Raw genomic sequence first — 17539 nt, forward strand, 5'->3', positions numbered from 1 at the left:
TAGAGAAGCTTTTTTGTCGTGGGAAAAAGTCATATATTCCAAACAAAAAGTAAAAAATAGTTTATTTTTTGTTTGGAATATTTTACTATGGTAAGAGTGAGGTGGAAAATATATGCAAAAAGATAAAGGGGTCTTACATAATAAGCTTCATGTGTTACGAGCAGAGCGAAAATGGACGCAAAAAGAAGTCGCTGAAAGGGTTCAAGTTAGTCGGCAAACGATCGTGTCCATTGAAGCGAATAAATATAATCCCTCGTTAATTCTCTCTTTTAAATTAGCACAGCTCTTTAACGTAAGGATTGAAGACATTTTTCAATACAAGGAAAGGATGAATGAAAATGAGTAACTTTTTAGAATTAGTAAGGATGGAGCTCCCTTTGTTACTAGCTATTTCTGTTTTAATTCCAGGAGTGTATCTTTCTTTTTTCTCCAAACAACAAAATGATGAGCGAGGAAATAAAATTGTAACCGTTTCTTTTCGTTACACCTACTCTTTTGTGATGACAGGCATTTTATGTTTGTTTTTATGTCAGCGACTTTTTCAACTTTCTTTCGAAGAATTTAAAAATTATTTATTCGTGTTAGTTGTATTAGCTAACTTTTGCTTAGGAAGCTCTGTTTTTGTTCTTAACCGAAAATATTAATCAAAGCCGTTAGCATTTGCTAACGGCTTTTGTATGATGGAGTTTGTTCGCAGAATGCGCGCGCCATCGCTTCGTATCCTTTGTCATTTGGGTGAACGCCGTCTCGGGATAACCATTCTTTTTCTCTTCCTTTAAAAAGAGAATACAAGTCAACAATATGAAGGTGTGGATAATGATTGAGCTTTTTAATGGAAGCATTCACTTTTTGAATCCAAGCATCCGCTTCTTGGCTCTCTGGAAACGGATTATAGAGAGTAGCAATAAAAATAAAGTAAGATGTGCAGCTTTTTTTCTTGAGGGTTAAAAGAGATTGGATCAACCCATTAAAATCGCGCTGAGCTTCTTTTAATTGATCTCGCAGTGAAGATACACTTTTTCCTTTCATCACTTCTTCATAAGCATGGATCAAATTGTTTCCACCTGCTGTAATGGTGATGACTTCCGCGTCCGCTAGGTTTTGGAGGGAACGGGGATGAGAAGAGAGTGTAGCAATTTCTTCGACCGTCAATCCGCTTTTTGCAATAGTATAAAGCTCTACTCGTTCTCCCCATACATATTCTAGTTTCCTTCGATAACGCTGGGGGAAGGTGGGGGAAAACAAGGAAGTTCCAACACCTGCTGTTAAAGAATCACCTAGGGCCACATACGAAATTTTTTCGTTCTTAAAGGGAAACATATTTTCCTTCCTTTCCTCTTTCACACATTATTTTATTATTGATGTATTCTTTTCAGAGAAAAACGGCTTGTGCGTTATACGAAAATGGGCGAGAAAATGAGAGTGTATAAAAAGTCTGAAAATTCAATCATACCTCTTTCTGTTGCATCCAGTTGAATAAGGATGCGAGAGACGAAAGATAGATGCAAAACTAGAAAACTCCTAATTTTTGAGAAATTCTCTTCCTTTCTTGCCTTTTTTTGCATGATCTAGTATTCTATTGCGTGTAAGGTATATTACACGCAATAATATGAGAAAAAATGTAAGGAGTTTTGAAGAATGAAAGAGACGGATATTGATACTCTGTATGAAGAAGAATTAGATGTGTTTGATTTATATATGGAAGACTTAGGATACTCCTTTTCAACCCTTCGTCACTATGGACATGACGTGCGCCTTTATTTACACTATATAGTGGACAAGCACGAGGGAAAGAAAGAAATCGAAAATACGTCCAAACGAGATGTAAGCGGGTTTTTACGCATGCTGAGAAAACGCAGTAACACGTCGCTTCGTCAAGATCATTCCTCCGCAAGCCGAAACCGAAGGCTGATGGCACTTCGCCTTTTTTATAAAGCGATGATCAAACATGATCTAACAGATGAAAATCCAGCCTTAGAAATCGAAACCGCTAAATCGAAAAAAGCACACATTCCGTCTTATTTAAATGAAGAAGAATTGCGCGCGTTTTTTGAGAGTGTACCCCATGATGCGTTTTACCGCCGGAATAGGCTGATTTTAAAACTCATGGCCTTTGCTGGGCTTCGTGTCATTGAAGTGCATCATTTAAACGTCACAGATATTGATCGTTCTCGTCCTGGGATTACGGTGTTTGGAAAGGGAAGCAAATCACGCTACATTCCACTTCCGACCTTTTTATACGATGAGCTAAGAGCATACGAAAAAGAGCGAGGAATCCCGCACACAGAGCATGAAGAAGCTTTCTTTTTAACGCGGCATGGCAAACGCATCTCACGCCGAATGATTCAGCATGTGACAACCAAAACACTTGAGAACTTAAAAGAAAAAAAGGGATTCCAATACCTTGCAACTAAATCTCTTTCAAGTCATAAACTTCGTCACTCATTTGGGACATATTTAGTCAAAAACGGAGCGGATTTGCGTACAGTGCAAGAGCTGCTTGGACATGAAAACATTAGTACAACCCAAGTGTATACTCACATTTCAAATGAACAAAAAGAAAAAGCGATGGAATTGTTTCATAACAAGAACTGGCAATCACGAAAGGAAGACAATTGATGTTACATGAATTTACGATACATATCCCTTATAAAAAAGCAGAAGAAATGGTCGAGAGCTTAAACCTAGTCGGCCTTTATAATACGTACTACGAAGCTCCTATTGAAGTGGAAACAACATCAAACGGGTATGATTATGAAGAAAAAGAAGACGAAACAATCCCTTTTCACGTCTACATTGGAGAGGAAGAAATCGATGTCAAAGCGGTCTTACACGAGCAGTTCTCTTTTCCGGAAGAAGAGATTCACTACCGCTTTCTAACAGAAGAAGACTTACTTGGACAAGCGCCATCATTTGAAGACATTGATCTTGAAAACGGATGGATTATTGCGTTTCCAGATTTCTCTTCTTACGTGGATAAGCGCCGTCTGTTGTTAGATCCTCAAGGTGGGTTTGGAACTGGTCTTCACGGCACAACTCAAGATTGTGTTCGATTTATCGTTTCACAAAATCTGAGCGGAAAGAGCATATTAGATCTTGGTACAGGATCTGGCATTTTAAGCATCGCCGCTTCCCTTGTTGGCGCCAGAATGGTAGAAGCGGTCGATATTGAACCTGTTGAACGTGAAGTGCTCTATAATGCAGCGTTAAACGAGGTATCGAATATTACCGTTCATCAGCTAGATGTCATGCATACAGAGGGCGTGATCACAGCTCAATATGACTGGATCTTTGTCAATATAGGTGGAGATGAAGCCGTTACGATTATAAACGCGCAGCAGCTTCTTTCTAAAACCTCCCATATTCTCATCTCTGGCATGGTCGACTGGAATACCCTTGTCGTAGAAGAGCTTTTACACGACCATGGATTTCAACCGATTCATCGTGTTCAAACAGAAGAATGGGTCACAATGGCCTTTCAAAAGATGAAATAATCAACATACATCCTTCATCATACGAATAAAGTAAAAGAGGTGTACAAGTTCTATTGAAGGAGGAACCGTGTGGTGAGTTTATGGATTAGTTCATTTCTGTTAGGATTGTCTCTTGCTGCTCCTGTGGGACCCATTACAGCCGCACAGCTTGATAAAGGGATGAGGTACGGATTTATGCATGCGTGGGTGTTTGGACTTGGCTCCTTTGTAGCCGACGTTCTGTATATGATGCTGATCTTTTTCGGAGTTGTGCACTTTTTAGAAGCCCCAATTGTCAAAACCTTCTTATGGTGTTTCGGCTTTTTTGTGCTTCTTTATACAGGAATTGAAATTTTGTGGAACGCGCGCTCAGCGGATCTTTCAACGCGTTCTCGTCAAGATAAAACACTCTGGAGTTCCTCGTTTTCAGGCTTCTTAATGTCGCTGTCTAATCCGTTAACGCTTCTGTTTTGGATTGGGATTTACGGCTCGGTCTTGGCTCAAACAGCGGATCAGTATGGGACAAGTCAAATGTTGTTAAGTAGCCTTGCGATGTTTGGCGGGATTATGCTATGGGATATAGGGATGGCTTTTATGGGAAGTAGCGCTCGTCGATTTTTGACACCCGGCTTATTCTTTATGATTTCATGCTGCTCAGCGCTTTTTATGATCGGATTTGCCTGTTACTTCGGGTTAAAAGCATTTCATACGTTGTTTTAAATCTTGGACAGTCACCCTTTCCTCTTTCTGGTAATAAGTTGTAACAGAGGAGGAATCAAGAATGACAATCCTATATACAAAAGAAACGCTAGAAGAAAATCCAACCTTGTTAGAGCCTTGGGAGCGAGATGTGTTTACTCGTTTTAGTGAAAAGCTCTCTGACAAAAAAGCACCTTTCCCTTGTATTCCAGCTACGCAAGGATTTGCATTAAACCAATTACGGTATGGATTTTTACGTGATATCCGAACAGAAGAATCAGCTCAAAATTTAAAAGAGCTGTTATCCCGCTATACAACGATTTCTCGTTCGACGGGGAAATACGCTTCCTTAATTATATTTGCCGAAACGCCAGAAGAAGTAGTGGAAGAGTATGAAATTGAGGACTACTATCACTGGTTTTGGAATACGTTAAATACACTTGCCAGAGAAGATGAAAAAGAGTGGCCAACGCACATTCCAAAAGATGCAAACGATTCAGCATGGGAATTTTGCTTTCACGGTGAGCGATATTTTATGTATTGCGCCACTCCAGCCCACCAAAGACGTCAAAGTCGTTCCTTTCCGTGCGTGATGATGGCCATTACACCACGCTGGGTATTAGAGACGTTTAATAATGCATCAAAGCAACAAAGTCAACGTGTACAAGAAGCTATCAGAAAGCGCCTTGCTGCCTATGATAGCATTGGTCCTCATCAAGATTTGAACGTGTACGGAACAGAAAATAACTATGAGTGGAAGCAGTATTTCCTCACAGATGATGAAACGTCTCCTACAAAATGTCCGTTTGAATATCTCTGGAAAGAAAAACATGTTAAATAGCGTAAAAAGAGCCGAGAAAAGGAGAGAAAACCTCTCTTTTTTCAGCTCTTTTTAATTTGTTTTACTCCATATGCGCCTCATCTGCTCTCAGGACAGATGGAAGGAGACCAGGAAAAAGCGCTTCTAAATCTTCCGTTCGAAGAGAATAGAAATGCTGCGTTCCTTCAATACGCACTTTAATCACACCCGCTTCCCTTAGCACTTTAAAATGATGGGAAAGCGTGGATTTTGCGACGTTTAAATGTAAATAAGGACTGCAATATTGCTCTGTTGTTTCCGAAAGTCCTTTCACAATCTTCAAACGAAGCGGATCGCTCAGCGCATGTAAAACAGACGGTAATTTAATATCTTGTCTTGATGGTTGATATGGTGTTCTCATAGATTTACTGTATCATACTTACTAAGCTAGAGCTACTTCTTCTTCTTCTCAACATTTCCCAGGTCAAAATGATTGCAGTCTTAATTCCTTTGTGATAAAGTTTCATTGTTCGATACTTATAGAACGAATAACAAACGTGTAATCTCATCTCTCTTTGGGAAAAAGAAGAGGGAAAGAATGATTTTAAAGTTCGATGAAAGCCGAACAAACTAAAGGAGGATATCTCATATGATCGGAATCGAAGCAAAAATGGTAGTAAGAGAAGACAAGCGCGAAGAGTTTTTACAAGAAGCAAAAGCGTTAATTGCAGGAACGCGCAATGAAGAAGGAAACATCAGCTATACGCTATTTGAAAGCACAGAAAACAAAAATGAATTTTTAATGTTAGAAGAGTGGAAAGACGAAGAAGCTGTAGCTTTTCATAATGGAGCTCCTCATTTTGTAGCATTTGTAGGCAAAGCAAAAGAACTTCTTGCAGGTCCTTTACAAGCTAAAAAATTTGAAAAGAACGTCTAATGTGTCGAAAGAAAGGGAGATGATCATTATGAATTCAGTACTTGAAACATTAAACGATCATCGTTCTATTCGTCAGTATACGAATGAACCGGTGTCAGAAGAGCAACTCACTGCGATTATTGATGCTGTACAAGCGGCGCCATCTTCTATTAATGGTCAACAAGTTACAGTGATTACCGTGCAAAATCTTGAAACAAAGAAAAAGGTAGCAGAGCTTACAGGAGGTCAAATGTGGATTGAGCAAGCTCCTGTATTCCTTTTATTTTGCGCAGATTTTAACCGTGCGAAAATCGCAACAGAGCTTACAGGCACAGAGCTAGAAGTGACAGACGGAGCAGAAGCGGTGCTTGTTGGTGCGACAGATGTGGGGATTGCTGTTGGAACGGCAACAGCAGCGGCTGAGTCTATGGGGCTTGGTACAGTACCAATCGGGGCAGTGCGCGGCCGTGCGGACGAGATGATTGAGCTGTTTGATATTCCAGAATACGTATTTCCTGTATGCGGTCTTGTTGTTGGTCATCCGGCAGACCGCTCAGCGAAAAAACCGCGCTTCCCGCAAGAAGCTGTACGTCATGCTGAAAAATACAACAATAATCTTAAAGGATTCGTTCAACAATACGATGAACAAATCTCGGCTTATATGACAAACCGCACAAATGGAAAAGAAACGCGCACATGGTCAGAAACCATTTCTTCTCTTTATACACGCGTTTACTATCCACATATTAAAGAAATGCTGAACAAACAAGGCTTCAGCTTGAAAGAATAGATTCAACAAAACGAGGGGACAACATCTGTCTCCTCGTTTTTTATGATTTGTCCCATTTTATAAGCTTAATGATAATAAAAACCGCTTGCAAAATGGCTAAAAACACCGCGAGACAAAGAACAGCAATCAGCACCATTATGAGGTTTGCACTTAATAAGTTTGGAAAAAATATGTTCATAAAAAAGACTACAACGCTTGCTGAGATTAACGCAAGGGTAATATAAGCAGAAATCCATTTATCCCACATAAACTCGCTCCTTTTTCTTCCTTTATTGTTGATATGTCCCCAGCGCCTCGTTTTTATGCATGCTAGGTTTTCCTTTTCAGGAGGCGGGGAATAATCCTTTATACAGCGGAATGAAAAAGGAGAGATAGAATGAAAAAACTAGATGCAGTAATTATCGGCGGAGGCCCCTATGGATTAGGACTTGGCGTTCTTGCTGAAGAAATAGAGAATTTAGAGGTTCTTGTATTTGAGCGGGAAGATTCCCTTGAGTGGCATCCAGGCATGTTACTTGATGGTACAACGCTACAAGACGCTTTTTTAGCTGATTTAGTCACGCTATTAAACCCCAAAAGTCCTTATACATACTTAAACTATCTTCATGAACATGATCGTCTTCATGCTTTTTTCTTTTTTGAAGACTTTGAAGTGCCACGAAAAGAGTTTAGTTCTTATTTGAAATGGGCCGGAAGTCAGCTCCCAACGCTTCGTTTGCGTCATGAAGTCACAGACGTGTTAGAAACGGGAGATGGATACACGGTAAAGGTGCAAAACCATGAAAGTGGGGAAGAAGAAACATACGAAACACGCCATGTTGTACTTGGAACAGGGCATGAACCAAATGTTCCGGAATTTGTGCATTCTTTACCTTCACATGATGTATTTCACACAAGCAGCTATCTGTATCGAAAAGAGGAGATTAAAGAAGGAGAGACCGTCACAATTATCGGCTCTGGTCAAAGCGCTGCTGAAATTTATTATGACCTTCTACAGCGAAAGCGAGACGAATCGTTCACCTTAAATTGGTATACACGTTCTGGCGGTTTTTTTCAAATGGAATCTGCTAAAATGGCTCAGCAGTTATTTTCGCCAGACTATATCCGCTATTTCCGAACACTTCCTGTTAACAAGCGAAAAGGCACATTAGATGACTTAGCAAAGCTACGACACGGGGTGAAAGGATCTTTGCTAGAGTCCATTTATAAAGAGCTTTATCATCAATCAATTGATGGGGAATCTCTTACTACCACGATTATGCAAACAACGTCTCTTGAAGATATCGAAGAAAAAGAAGAAGGCTACACGCTTACGCTTCATCATACAGAGAAAGACGAAACTTTTCACGTTCACTCCAATAAAGTTATTTTAGCTACAGGTTATAAACCACGGATCCCTCACTGGTTAGAACGATTCGAAAACAAAATTGTATGGGAAGATGAACACGTATTTAAAGTAGATGATCATTACCGAATTGTAAGAGAAGAAGAAAGCAAGGGACATCTTTACACGCTTACAAACCTAGAATACTCGCACGGCTCTGGAGCAACAAATTTAAGCTTATCTCCATACCGAAATGCGACCATTTTACACCATATGACCGGAAAGGAACATTTTCGTATTCCGAAAAACTCGGTATTTCAAACTTTTTTCCCAAAGGAAGAAGAGCTATAATATAAGAAAGCCACACAGAACAGGCTGTGTGGCTTTCTTATTCACCAATGAATTTAGGACTTGTGATGAGAGCGGTGTTCTTTTTCTTGTATTCCTGCTAGTTCGTTTCGAAATGGACGAAACGGGCGTTGTACAACATTTGAAGTTAAAAACCACAGCGTTGCCAAAAAACCAATTCCAATAAAAGCGATTCCCGCGAGAATTCCATACAGCCATAGGGAATGATCGAACAGGAAAGAAAGAATCACTGACCCAACACCTCCTTCACTATTATTGTAAATGACAAATATTTCATCGACAAGTTAATCTTTTATTACATTTTATTTATTATATGAGAAAAATAATTATTTTATAAAACCCCGTTTTTTTTGGCATTTTGCCTTTATTATCATATATTAAAATAATAAAAATGAGAGAAAAGAGAGAAATGGGAGGAAAAACGTATGCTTGTAACCAAAAGACTTCGTTTACGACCGATGCTGCTCGGGGATGCTTCGTCTCTTTTTAACGTGTGGTCTGATGCAGAAACAACGAAATACATGGACATTGAGCCCTTAACATCACTCCATCAAGCAGAAGAGATGATTTCATTTTTTATCGTGTTAACACAGAGAGGAAAAGGCCATCATTTTACGCTTGTTACCGAAGATAGTAAAGACATTATTGGTACGTGTGGATTTCATGAATGGAATCATGATCATCACCGAGCGGAAATTGGCTATGAATTAAGTAGAGACTACTGGGGCCATGGCTATATGAAAGAGGCGCTTCTTGTTCTGCTTCATACAGGATTTCATCAATATGACTTAAAACGTATTGAAGCAAAAATTGATCCTCATAATCATCGGTCACGTTACTTACTAGAGAGTCTTGGATTTCAAAAAGAAGGCGTACTTCGTTCATATGAAGAGCTGAAGGGACGCCGAGTAGATCTTGAACTTTATTCACTTCTTAAAGAAGAATTTACGCTTTCGTTGAAAAAAAATTCTTAATATTGTGTTTTATCCTATCTCTCAACACGAGAGGATCAAGGGATTTTAAAGAAGACACCGTTTTTTCGACATGCGGAAGCAATAAAGGTGACGTTTCGCAGTGAGCAAACCGTTCTTGAAAAGGCCACGGACCGTCTGTCTCAAGAAGAAGCTGCGAAAGCGGAATACGCTTCACTAACTCTTGATCTCGTTTCCGGTAGCACACTTCAGGCGTTACCGAGACATAATAGCCTGCATTTATAATGTGTTGCGTTGTCTGTTCATCGCCTTTAAACCAGTGAAAATGCGCTTTCTTAATCTTATGTGCTTGAAGATGGCGGTAAACAAGCGGAGCACCCGTATGAACCGCATGCAAAAGAAGAGGGAGGTGATACGTTTTAGCCGTTTGGACCATCTCTAAAAATAGCGCTTCGTATTGTTCTTTAACGTACGGATGAAAGGCATCTTCACGGTATTGTGGCATCCCAACTTCACCTATAGCTGAGAAATGAGACGTTTCATGACTCATTAAATCATGCCACTCATGGAGATCACGAGAAGATGGAAGCGGATGCTCTGGATGAAAACCAGCGGCTGCAATAATGAAGTTCGGATAGCGGCTTTTTAATTCTAATGTACGATAACTCGAAGTTAAATCTGTTGAAACAGCTACAACGCCCGTAATTCCATAATCTTGCCAGCGTTTAATTCGTTCTAGAATATTGGAGTATTCAGCAAGGTGCAGGTGCGCATCAATCATCTAAAATCATCCTTTATGTATATAAGAGTTATCATTTATTATAAAGAAATGAGACGCCTTCGAAAAGAATTCTTGTTTAAACTAGATGATTCACCGAAAATATAAAAAACCTTATTTAGGACTGATTCTGTGCGTAAACTCACAATGAATGAGATGAAAAGCAATCATCTAAAATCGCATAAAATTCCTAAGCATTTTATTTTTTCTCATCTCAAAACGTTAAGTTAACTTAGTTTATGAGATGAGAAATCGCTCTTTTACTCAACTTCCTATAATATATATTATGTAAACTAGAAAATTGAAGAAAGTGAAGAGGCTTTATTTCTTTATCCCCTATACTCATGTTTCTCAGAGAAGTTTTTCTTTTTGGTTTTTAGATGTAAGCTCCAGCTCTTCGTGTTAACATTCTCATTTATTTTAAACTTTTATGCCGCTTTTATAAATCTTGCTTCATAATGTCTTAACTCCTCATGATTTTAATGTAAAAACACATATTACAATCACTATTAATGAGTTAAGCGCATTTTGATCATTTTTTACATCTCATTTGGTATATTCCACTGGTACATTAAAATCCTAAGGTTATCTTAGAAATGATTAAATGGCGAATCTCGTTTGTCTCAGAATATTGAATTCGCTGTGTATTTGTATATGAATTAGTAAATTAAGGTGTTGAGAAAGCCCGCTTCTTTAAAAGATATGGTCTGAATTTAGAGTAACAAATTGACTTGAAATCAAAAAAAGGTTTTAGTTTTAGGAGGAGATGAAAACGAGCGCTTCTTCCCCTTTATCCGCTTGTTATTGAGCTTTTTACAGATTGTAAAGAATCACGAATGTAAAATATTGTATAAAGTAAATTTATCACTTAGCCGCTTTTCCTTACATCATTTGATTTTTAGATTTAATTATTTTCTGTATAATTTAAATATTGAAAAATAAGTTATGTGAGGTATAATTTATTGATATGAAAATTACTTAAAGGGGTTTAATGAAAATGTTATGGTTTCTAGCTGCTTTGGGAACGGCTCTATGCTTTGGAGTGAATAATACTTTATTTAAATGGGGTGCTCAACAGCATTTAAATAAAGTTTGCATTCAACTTTTCTTCTATTGGATGTCTTTTATTATTATCTTGTCATTTACGTTTATTACAGGCAATTTTAAGTTTCATCTATTTCCTATTTTAACAGGCGCTCTAATCGGGATTTTAAATGCTAATGGGAACATCCAAATGTCAAAAGCATTTGAAAAAGGACCTGCTAGTATCACTTCTACCATTATTGCTATGAACACAGTAATCGTGGTCATAGCTACATCTATTTTATTTCCTCAATCTATACCTTTAACAAACTGGATTGGAATCTTCATTATTATATTTGCTGCTATGATTATTCAGTACCAACCCCAAAAAGCCATTATGGTGGACTATAAAATATGGCTTTTAAGTTGTTGTTTAGCTCTTATATCTATAGGTATGGTTGGTGTAATTATGAAATATGGTACATATGAGCACTATAGTTTTATGGAAATGCTTGTTTCAATGTATGGAGGCGGAGCTGTTTATTTAAGTTTCTTAGCTCGCAAGGAGTTAAAGAAATCACTTGCTCATAGGATTGAAATAAAAATAGGAATACTCGTTGGTGTATTAAGTACTATTGGATATAGTTGTTATTTGTTTGCTTTGAAAGAAGGTCCGTCTAGTGTAGTTTATCCGATCATTAGTTTAAATTGCGTTGTTGTATTAATTGGAAGCCTCATTATTTTTAAGGAGAAACTTAAAAGATATCAATTAGTCGGGATTATTCTCACTCTATGCGGAGTAATATTAACAAAATTATAAATGATTATATACTAAAAAGCCTCTATCTAACTAAGAGGCTCTCTTTATATCTATAAATGTACAGCAAAATATAACGGGAATATATAACGTATTCCTTTTCATTTTTAAGGAATACCATTCCCTTGAAGACGTTCTACATAGGTTGGATCTATAGGGTTATTTCCTCCCCACTGTACATATCCACTACTATGTCCTTGTGTATTAAAATATAGAAATACAGTTATGGTTAAGCTTGTGATACCTAGTAAAGGGATTACAAATTTCTTCATCTCTTTCTCCTTTGTAAATATAATCATCAGTTATTAAACTATTCTTTCATAGTATCGTACAAATTGCCAAGGTTTGTGTGCACAAGAGAAGATGCCGCTTATTCCAGATCCAGAGCTAAAAGAGCAATCTCCGTTCTATAATAGCATGCAGATAGTAAGGGTCAAACCTAAATTGAGCCCCAACATTGGTAACGTACAAATACTCCTTTAATTATTACTAAGAATTTTGGACTTATTATAAGATTATTGCCCTATGCCTTCTCCTGTTTGAATTAGCTCTACAACGTATCTATAAGCCTTGAAAAGCAAAAAACCAATCCCTTTGTTTAACGCTGCATAAACAATGAGGTTGGTTTTCACTTATTATTTTTATTTAAATACAAATTTTTTAGAATACTTAACTTTTAGAACACTGTATAATCAAAAAATAGATTATAATACACTACATTACTTAGCTTAAGACCTAATCAAAAGTGGGATTTATTGTGAATTAAGCATATATCACAAGCCACTTGTCAAGGCTACTGATTTTGGAATGCAGGAAATAAACTGATTGATAAATTCATCGATTTCTGCTTTTGTAATGATATACGGAGGAAGTAAACGAATCGTATTTCCATTTGTAACGTCCACTAACATTCCCTTATTCAGTAATTCTAGTTGCAGTTTTTTGACGTTTTTATGAGTGTCATGCATACTGATTCCAAACATCATGCCGCAATAACGTACTTCTCTAATAAAAGAGGAATGTTCCATCTGTATTTTTTGAAGTTTTTCATTTAAATATAAGGACATTTCATAAGACTTTTGCATTAAACCATCATCAATTAATGTTTTTAATACCGCTAACCCTAAAGCCGTACCAAGTGGAGAATGGGCGAATGTTGTTCCATGGTCACCTGGTGAGAATATATCATAAAGTCGTGTTCCTACTATTATCCCTCCTAATGGTGTACCTCCACCCGCTGCTTTACCGAATTGAATAATATCAGGAGTAATATCAAAATGCTGATAAGCAAACAATTTTCCCGTTCTCCCTATACCACTTTGCACCTCGTCAACAATAAATAACATATTATATTGTCTACAAAGCGCTTCGACACCTTTTAAATACTCCCTTGACAAAGGATATACCCCACCACTTCCTAATACTGGCTCAAGCATAAGAGCAAGCGGTTTTTTCTTGAGTATTGTTCTTTCTAGTTCCTCTAAATTCTCGCGTTCCACTTCATATACGGGAATAGATGTACGAGGGAAATTCTGATATACATTTTCTTGTCTTGTAAAATGAAGAGCACCTAATGTACGTCCATGAAAACTTTCTTTGAGTACAACCACTCCATCCCTTTTTTGATTTGTTAGATGTCTATACTTGTGGATTAGTTTTAAGGTTGCCTCGGTAGCTTCCGCGCCAGAGGTTGTATAATAGACTTTCCCATCCCTTAAAGAATAATCAACCAATTGTTTAGCATATTCAATAGCAACTGGGTTCGAAAAATGAAAAGGAAGATGTAAACACTTTTCAACTTGTTCAAAGGCAGCCTTTATAATATTAGGATGATTGTAGCCTAATATATTCACTCCTACACCAGAAAATAAATCAAGGTATTCTTTACCGTTGACATCATAAAGCTTACAACCTTTTCCCTTTTCTATAGCCACTGGCATACGGAGGTACGTAGACATTAAATATTCTTTATCTAATTGAAACCAATTGATCATAACTGATCCCCCTTAGGTGCTGTCACATTCATAGCGATACACAATTTTGAGCCAACTTTTGGATTGAATTTACAGCACCATCATCTTCTATAATTTGAGTTTATGATATTTTTAATCTTCTACTGTAATATGCGATTAGAAACCTTCGCTTCTCCTAACTTGCAAGGAGGTGTCAATAATGATATCCAACAGCTTGTTATAGGGAATTCCTGCCGCATGAGCACTTTTAGGAAGTAAACTGTTTTTTGTCATTCCAGGCAATGTATTCACTTCCATAACATACGGAATTCCATCTTTTATAATCATATCAACTCTAGCATAAACACTACATTTCAACGCTTTATAGCAAGACATTGCAGCTTCAGAGACGCGATCATGGATTGGAGGTGGAAGTTCGATAACCTCCTCAATCGTAGCACTATCATGGTATTTCGTATGATAATCAAAAAACTCAGCCGTATGTTGAATTGAAATGATGGGTAAGAGATTTCCGTCCAAAATAGAACATGTAATTTCTTCGCCCTTTATATATTTTTCAATGACTACTTCAGAATCCCATTTGAATACCTCTTCAAGAGAGGAAAGTAAGGAATCCTGATTGTTTACGATTTTTACTCCTATACTAGAACCACCTAAATTTGGTTTTACGACTAATGGATACCCCATTTTATCTATCTCATCTAATTGAAGATTTTCTATATTGGAAAGGTGAATCCAATCTGGTGTTTGAATCCTCTCATAACGAATCATTTTTTTCGCTATATGTTTATCCATACAAATCCCGCTGGATAGCATTCCACTTCCGGTGTATGGGACGTCAAGAATTTCTAGAGTACCTTGAACCATGCCGTCCTCCCCATATTTACCATGAAGAGCTAATAGGGCAATATCAAGATCTTTTATATTTTCAATAAGATCTTTTTTGTTATTTAATTTAATAGGTAAAACTTCGTATTTATTCTTATCCAAATGTGCAATCATTTCTTCCCCTGTCATGAGGGATACTTGTTTTTCGGAAGACACTCCTCCCATAATAACGCCAACTCTCATTTTTCCAACTCCTCATTCAATGTATCACCAATTATTCTAATTCCTTGGATAATATCCTCTTCGTTCAATCTAGAGAACCCTAATCGAAACGTATTGCCTCCTCTTCCATCCGTGTAAAAAACATCCCCAGGAGAAAAAACAACTCCCTTTTCATAACACTTTTTCAAAAGTGTACGAGTATTAATTTCTTTTTCTAACTCTATAAAAAGATGAAGTCCCCCGTCTCCCGTTATTCTCTTTAATGGAATGTATTGATTACAAGCCTGAAGGGATAGTTCATATTTCTTCTTATAAACAGCCTTCGCTTTTTTTAAATATTTTTCAAAATAGCCATCATGCAAATATTGAAAAAGCACTGCCTGATCCAGTGTGGAGGTGTGAATAGTCCTTGCTCTTTTCATACTTTCCAGCCAGTGAATTAATTCTTTATCTGCTAAAATCCAACCAACACGTAAGCCTGGAAAAAGAATTTTTGAAAAGCTGCTGATGTAAATAACGTTGTTTCCAGATCCGGCGAAAGTCAATAAAGGTGCTAGATGGGAACCTGAGTAACGTAACTCCTCATTAAAACCATCTTCTATAATAGGAATTTGATATTTTGAAAAGAGTTTCATGATTTTGGTCCTTTTTTCAGAGGAGGTCACAATCCCGGTCGGATTATGATAGGACGGAATTAAATATGCAAAATCAAAATCCGCTTGTGATAAGCTTTTCTCAACTTGATCAATATCGATACCATCATCCTTCATGTCTATCCCATGGACCTCAAGTCCATGTAATCGAAAAAGTTTTAATGCGGTATGATGAGTAGGATTTTCACATATAATACGTCCTGATTTTTTAGTTAGGGAAGACAAGAGGATATCCAGCCCCTCAGTGAAGCCATTTGTAATAAGAATATCCTTATTCGAAATATCTATCCCTTTCATTTCCATATAGTGTAGAAGGTAATTTATTAGGGGTTTATAACCTTTTGCATATCCGTAGTTCAAAACAATATCTCCTTCAATTGACATCCGAGTGAGAAAAGCCCTTTTAAAGTTTTCCATATCAAAAAGCTTTTCGTCTGGCGCAATGCTATTGAATGAAATCATTCCTTTTTCCCAGCGAACACCATGTTTCATCAAATCTAATTCATCCGCTAGCAAGGTAGCGGTATTGACCTTTTCCTTCCAGTCTAGTTTTATAGATGGTGTTTTGGATACATCGACTTTCCCTACAAAATTTCCTTTCCCCTTTATCGCATAAATGAGGCCTTCTTGTTCTAAGTCCGCGTAAGCTGTGAGAACAGTATTTCTACTGACCGATAATAATTTACTGAGTTCTCGGGTAGATGGAAGCTTCTGGTCCTCCAACAGGTGTCCTTTCATAATCATTTTTTTAAAGTAATCCTTTAATTGAATATAAACCGGCCGATTATCCGTAAGCTTAAAATCATTAAACACTTCCTTTTCCCCCTTGCTATCATTTTTACATAAGTCAACGCTACCTCAAAAGGTCCACCACATATGTATTTTCTTTAACTAGCGGTATGGTTTTATTCCCCATCTATATAGTTTATACATATAGATAATATTGTTATTTAAAATTCACTTTATCTTCCTTCTTTTACTTTAGCGATATTCCGCGTTATAAAATAACTCCCTGTTCCCGGGTTACACATTTTCCTATGCAACCGAAATATGAGCAGAATTACAATTTTGAATGGAGATTGTCTTTGCACCTAAACTAGCGTCGTGAATTCACATAAATAAAAAGGATACTGTTCATCAGCATCCTTTTTATTTATGTTAGGTTATAATTCCCTCTTGATAATCCTCTATCTTTTTAAGTATCTCTAATTGACCATTTTCAAAAGTGATCTGCGGTGTATAACTATCCTTTGGAAATATAAAGGTCCAGGGCATACTTACCTCAGGTGGAATAGTCAGCGCAGGTAGAGTGAATACCTTGTCTGCGATCACCTCTCCCCCTATGCTGTAAAGTAACCTTGTGTTCATAAAAGTAAAAAGATAATCCGTACAATTATGGACCAATACAGTCACTAGTAGGTCTTCGTTATGGTTGATTGCTTCTCGTATGGGAGAGCAAAAAATGGCGGAGTCTTTTAGATGTTTTGTTTCATTAAAAATTCTTTTAATATTTTGTCGGTCCTGATCAGCTAATGCTCTATCCCAAGACGTTTCAAATTGTAATTGTCGCATGATTATAACCACCTTTTGAAGGTTAAGTGTAACATAAGTAGAAGAAAGACTGAATTAAACTAATTTGTCTCATTCATTGATGAATGAAAATATCCTTGTTCAATTCTATCTCATAATCTTACTATATTAAGAAATAATTTCGGTTTATCTTTATAGAACGGGCGTAGAAAACTTTATCTTGAACAATATGAAATGATGAACCCTTCTTCATCAATAAGGTGGTAACAAACCAAAAAAAGCTTAAAAATTATTTAAGCTTTTCCATATGAACCTCAAAATTAAATGTATTTTTCTCCCTTTTGTAAATAAGGGTTTTCAGCATTTAAGTATGTGCTTTTTAATTGTTTTTATTTTAGAATAGTTAACTTTTA

At 37.1% G+C, this 17539-nt stretch carries 21 protein-coding genes; 11 read left to right on the plus strand and 10 right to left on the minus strand.

The features are described from left to right. Window positions 1-112: 112 nt before the first annotated feature. Window positions 113-346 (plus strand): helix-turn-helix transcriptional regulator, encoded by a 234-nt coding sequence (locus tag B9N79_RS10460; protein WP_040057537.1) that lies wholly within the window; start codon window positions 113-115, stop codon window positions 344-346. Next, window positions 339-644 (plus strand): hypothetical protein, encoded by a 306-nt coding sequence (locus B9N79_RS10465; protein ID WP_019394285.1) that lies wholly within the window; start codon window positions 339-341, stop codon window positions 642-644. The genes B9N79_RS10460 and B9N79_RS10465 overlap by 8 nt, the downstream gene beginning before the upstream one ends. A gap of 19 nt (window positions 645-663) precedes the next feature. Here B9N79_RS10465 and B9N79_RS10470 read toward each other — a convergent pair whose 3' ends face one another. Then, complete coding sequence (locus tag B9N79_RS10470; RefSeq protein WP_040057535.1) at window positions 664-1320, minus strand: GDSL-type esterase/lipase family protein; 657 nt, start codon at window positions 1318-1320, stop codon at window positions 664-666. 318 nt (window positions 1321-1638) lie between these two features. Between B9N79_RS10470 and B9N79_RS10475 the strand changes: the two genes are divergently transcribed. From B9N79_RS10475 to B9N79_RS10490, 4 genes are all read left to right on the plus strand, one after another. Continuing rightward, complete coding sequence (locus tag B9N79_RS10475; RefSeq protein ID WP_046217325.1) at window positions 1639-2619, plus strand: tyrosine-type recombinase/integrase; 981 nt, start codon at window positions 1639-1641, stop codon at window positions 2617-2619. Further along, a complete protein-coding gene (locus B9N79_RS10480) occupies window positions 2619-3494 on the plus strand; it encodes a 50S ribosomal protein L11 methyltransferase (RefSeq protein ID WP_046217326.1) in 876 nt (291 codons plus the stop codon). The genes B9N79_RS10475 and B9N79_RS10480 overlap by 1 nt, the downstream gene beginning before the upstream one ends. 72 nt (window positions 3495-3566) lie before the next feature. Next, on the plus strand, window positions 3567-4193 hold the full coding sequence (locus tag B9N79_RS10485; protein WP_026009704.1) for a LysE family transporter: 627 nt from the start codon (window positions 3567-3569) through the stop codon (window positions 4191-4193). A 61-nt stretch (window positions 4194-4254) separates the two neighbouring features. Continuing rightward, window positions 4255-5013, plus strand: a complete 759-nt coding sequence (locus B9N79_RS10490) for a YqcI/YcgG family protein (protein ID WP_046217327.1) — start codon at window positions 4255-4257, stop codon at window positions 5011-5013. 61 nt (window positions 5014-5074) lie between these two features. On the opposite strand, the gene B9N79_RS10495 is transcribed toward B9N79_RS10490, so the two are convergent. Continuing rightward, complete coding sequence (locus B9N79_RS10495) at window positions 5075-5392, minus strand: ArsR/SmtB family transcription factor (RefSeq protein ID WP_019394279.1); 318 nt, start codon at window positions 5390-5392, stop codon at window positions 5075-5077. A gap of 228 nt (window positions 5393-5620) precedes the next feature. On the opposite strand from B9N79_RS10495, the gene B9N79_RS10500 reads away from it, so the two are divergent. Beyond that, on the plus strand, window positions 5621-5908 hold the full coding sequence (locus B9N79_RS10500) for a putative quinol monooxygenase (protein WP_046217328.1): 288 nt from the start codon (window positions 5621-5623) through the stop codon (window positions 5906-5908). Between the two features lie 28 nt (window positions 5909-5936). Further along, entirely contained in the window at window positions 5937-6677 is a 741-nt protein-coding gene (locus tag B9N79_RS10505) for an NADPH-dependent oxidoreductase (RefSeq protein ID WP_019394277.1), read from the plus strand. 40 nt (window positions 6678-6717) lie between these two features. Here B9N79_RS10505 and B9N79_RS10510 read toward each other — a convergent pair whose 3' ends face one another. Then, the gene (locus tag B9N79_RS10510; RefSeq protein WP_019394276.1) at window positions 6718-6924 is read right to left on the minus strand and encodes a hypothetical protein; all 207 of its coding nucleotides are present in this window, start codon (window positions 6922-6924) and stop codon (window positions 6718-6720) included. A 129-nt stretch (window positions 6925-7053) separates the two neighbouring features. Here B9N79_RS10510 and B9N79_RS10515 point away from each other — a divergent pair, with 129 nt between their 5' ends. Next, window positions 7054-8352, plus strand: a complete 1299-nt coding sequence (locus tag B9N79_RS10515; protein ID WP_046217329.1) for a lysine N(6)-hydroxylase/L-ornithine N(5)-oxygenase family protein — start codon at window positions 7054-7056, stop codon at window positions 8350-8352. A gap of 53 nt (window positions 8353-8405) precedes the next feature. Here B9N79_RS10515 and B9N79_RS10520 read toward each other — a convergent pair whose 3' ends face one another. Then, complete coding sequence (locus B9N79_RS10520) at window positions 8406-8600, minus strand: hypothetical protein (RefSeq protein ID WP_019394274.1); 195 nt, start codon at window positions 8598-8600, stop codon at window positions 8406-8408. A gap of 195 nt (window positions 8601-8795) precedes the next feature. Here B9N79_RS10520 and B9N79_RS10525 point away from each other — a divergent pair, with 195 nt between their 5' ends. Then, window positions 8796-9344 carry a GNAT family N-acetyltransferase gene (locus B9N79_RS10525; RefSeq protein ID WP_085118220.1) on the plus strand — a complete coding sequence of 183 codons (549 nt, stop codon included), beginning with the start codon at window positions 8796-8798 and terminating at the stop codon, window positions 9342-9344. On the opposite strand, the gene B9N79_RS10530 is transcribed toward B9N79_RS10525, so the two are convergent. Beyond that, window positions 9316-10083, minus strand: coding sequence for a TatD family hydrolase (locus tag B9N79_RS10530; protein ID WP_085118222.1), 768 nt, complete (start codon window positions 10081-10083; stop codon window positions 9316-9318). The genes B9N79_RS10525 and B9N79_RS10530 overlap by 29 nt on opposite strands. A 994-nt stretch (window positions 10084-11077) precedes the next feature. Between B9N79_RS10530 and B9N79_RS10535 the strand changes: the two genes are divergently transcribed. After that, window positions 11078-11923: a DMT family transporter gene (locus B9N79_RS10535; protein ID WP_040057528.1), complete on the plus strand. Its 846-nt coding sequence runs from the start codon at window positions 11078-11080 to the stop codon at window positions 11921-11923. A 104-nt stretch (window positions 11924-12027) separates the two neighbouring features. Here B9N79_RS10535 and B9N79_RS26085 read toward each other — a convergent pair whose 3' ends face one another. The 5 genes from B9N79_RS26085 to B9N79_RS10555 form a co-directional block, all read right to left on the minus strand. Next, complete coding sequence (locus B9N79_RS26085) at window positions 12028-12192, minus strand: hypothetical protein (protein ID WP_019394270.1); 165 nt, start codon at window positions 12190-12192, stop codon at window positions 12028-12030. Between the two features lie 501 nt (window positions 12193-12693). Beyond that, entirely contained in the window at window positions 12694-13914 is a 1221-nt protein-coding gene (locus B9N79_RS10540) for an aspartate aminotransferase family protein (protein ID WP_040057527.1), read from the minus strand. A 135-nt stretch (window positions 13915-14049) separates the two neighbouring features. Next, window positions 14050-14964 (minus strand): D-alanine--D-alanine ligase, encoded by a 915-nt coding sequence (locus tag B9N79_RS10545; RefSeq protein ID WP_040057526.1) that lies wholly within the window; start codon window positions 14962-14964, stop codon window positions 14050-14052. After that, window positions 14961-16409 carry a MocR-like pyridoxine biosynthesis transcription factor PdxR gene (gene pdxR / locus B9N79_RS10550; protein ID WP_046217333.1) on the minus strand — a complete coding sequence of 483 codons (1449 nt, stop codon included), beginning with the start codon at window positions 16407-16409 and terminating at the stop codon, window positions 14961-14963. The genes B9N79_RS10545 and pdxR overlap by 4 nt, the downstream gene beginning before the upstream one ends. 345 nt (window positions 16410-16754) lie before the next feature. Next, window positions 16755-17168 (minus strand): SLAP domain-containing protein, encoded by a 414-nt coding sequence (locus B9N79_RS10555; RefSeq protein ID WP_046217334.1) that lies wholly within the window; start codon window positions 17166-17168, stop codon window positions 16755-16757. Window positions 17169-17539: the final 371 nt, after the last annotated feature.

The organism is Priestia filamentosa (assembly GCF_900177535.1).
GTDB classification, from domain to species: Bacteria; Bacillota; Bacilli; order Bacillales; family Bacillaceae_H; genus Bacillus_I; species Bacillus_I filamentosa.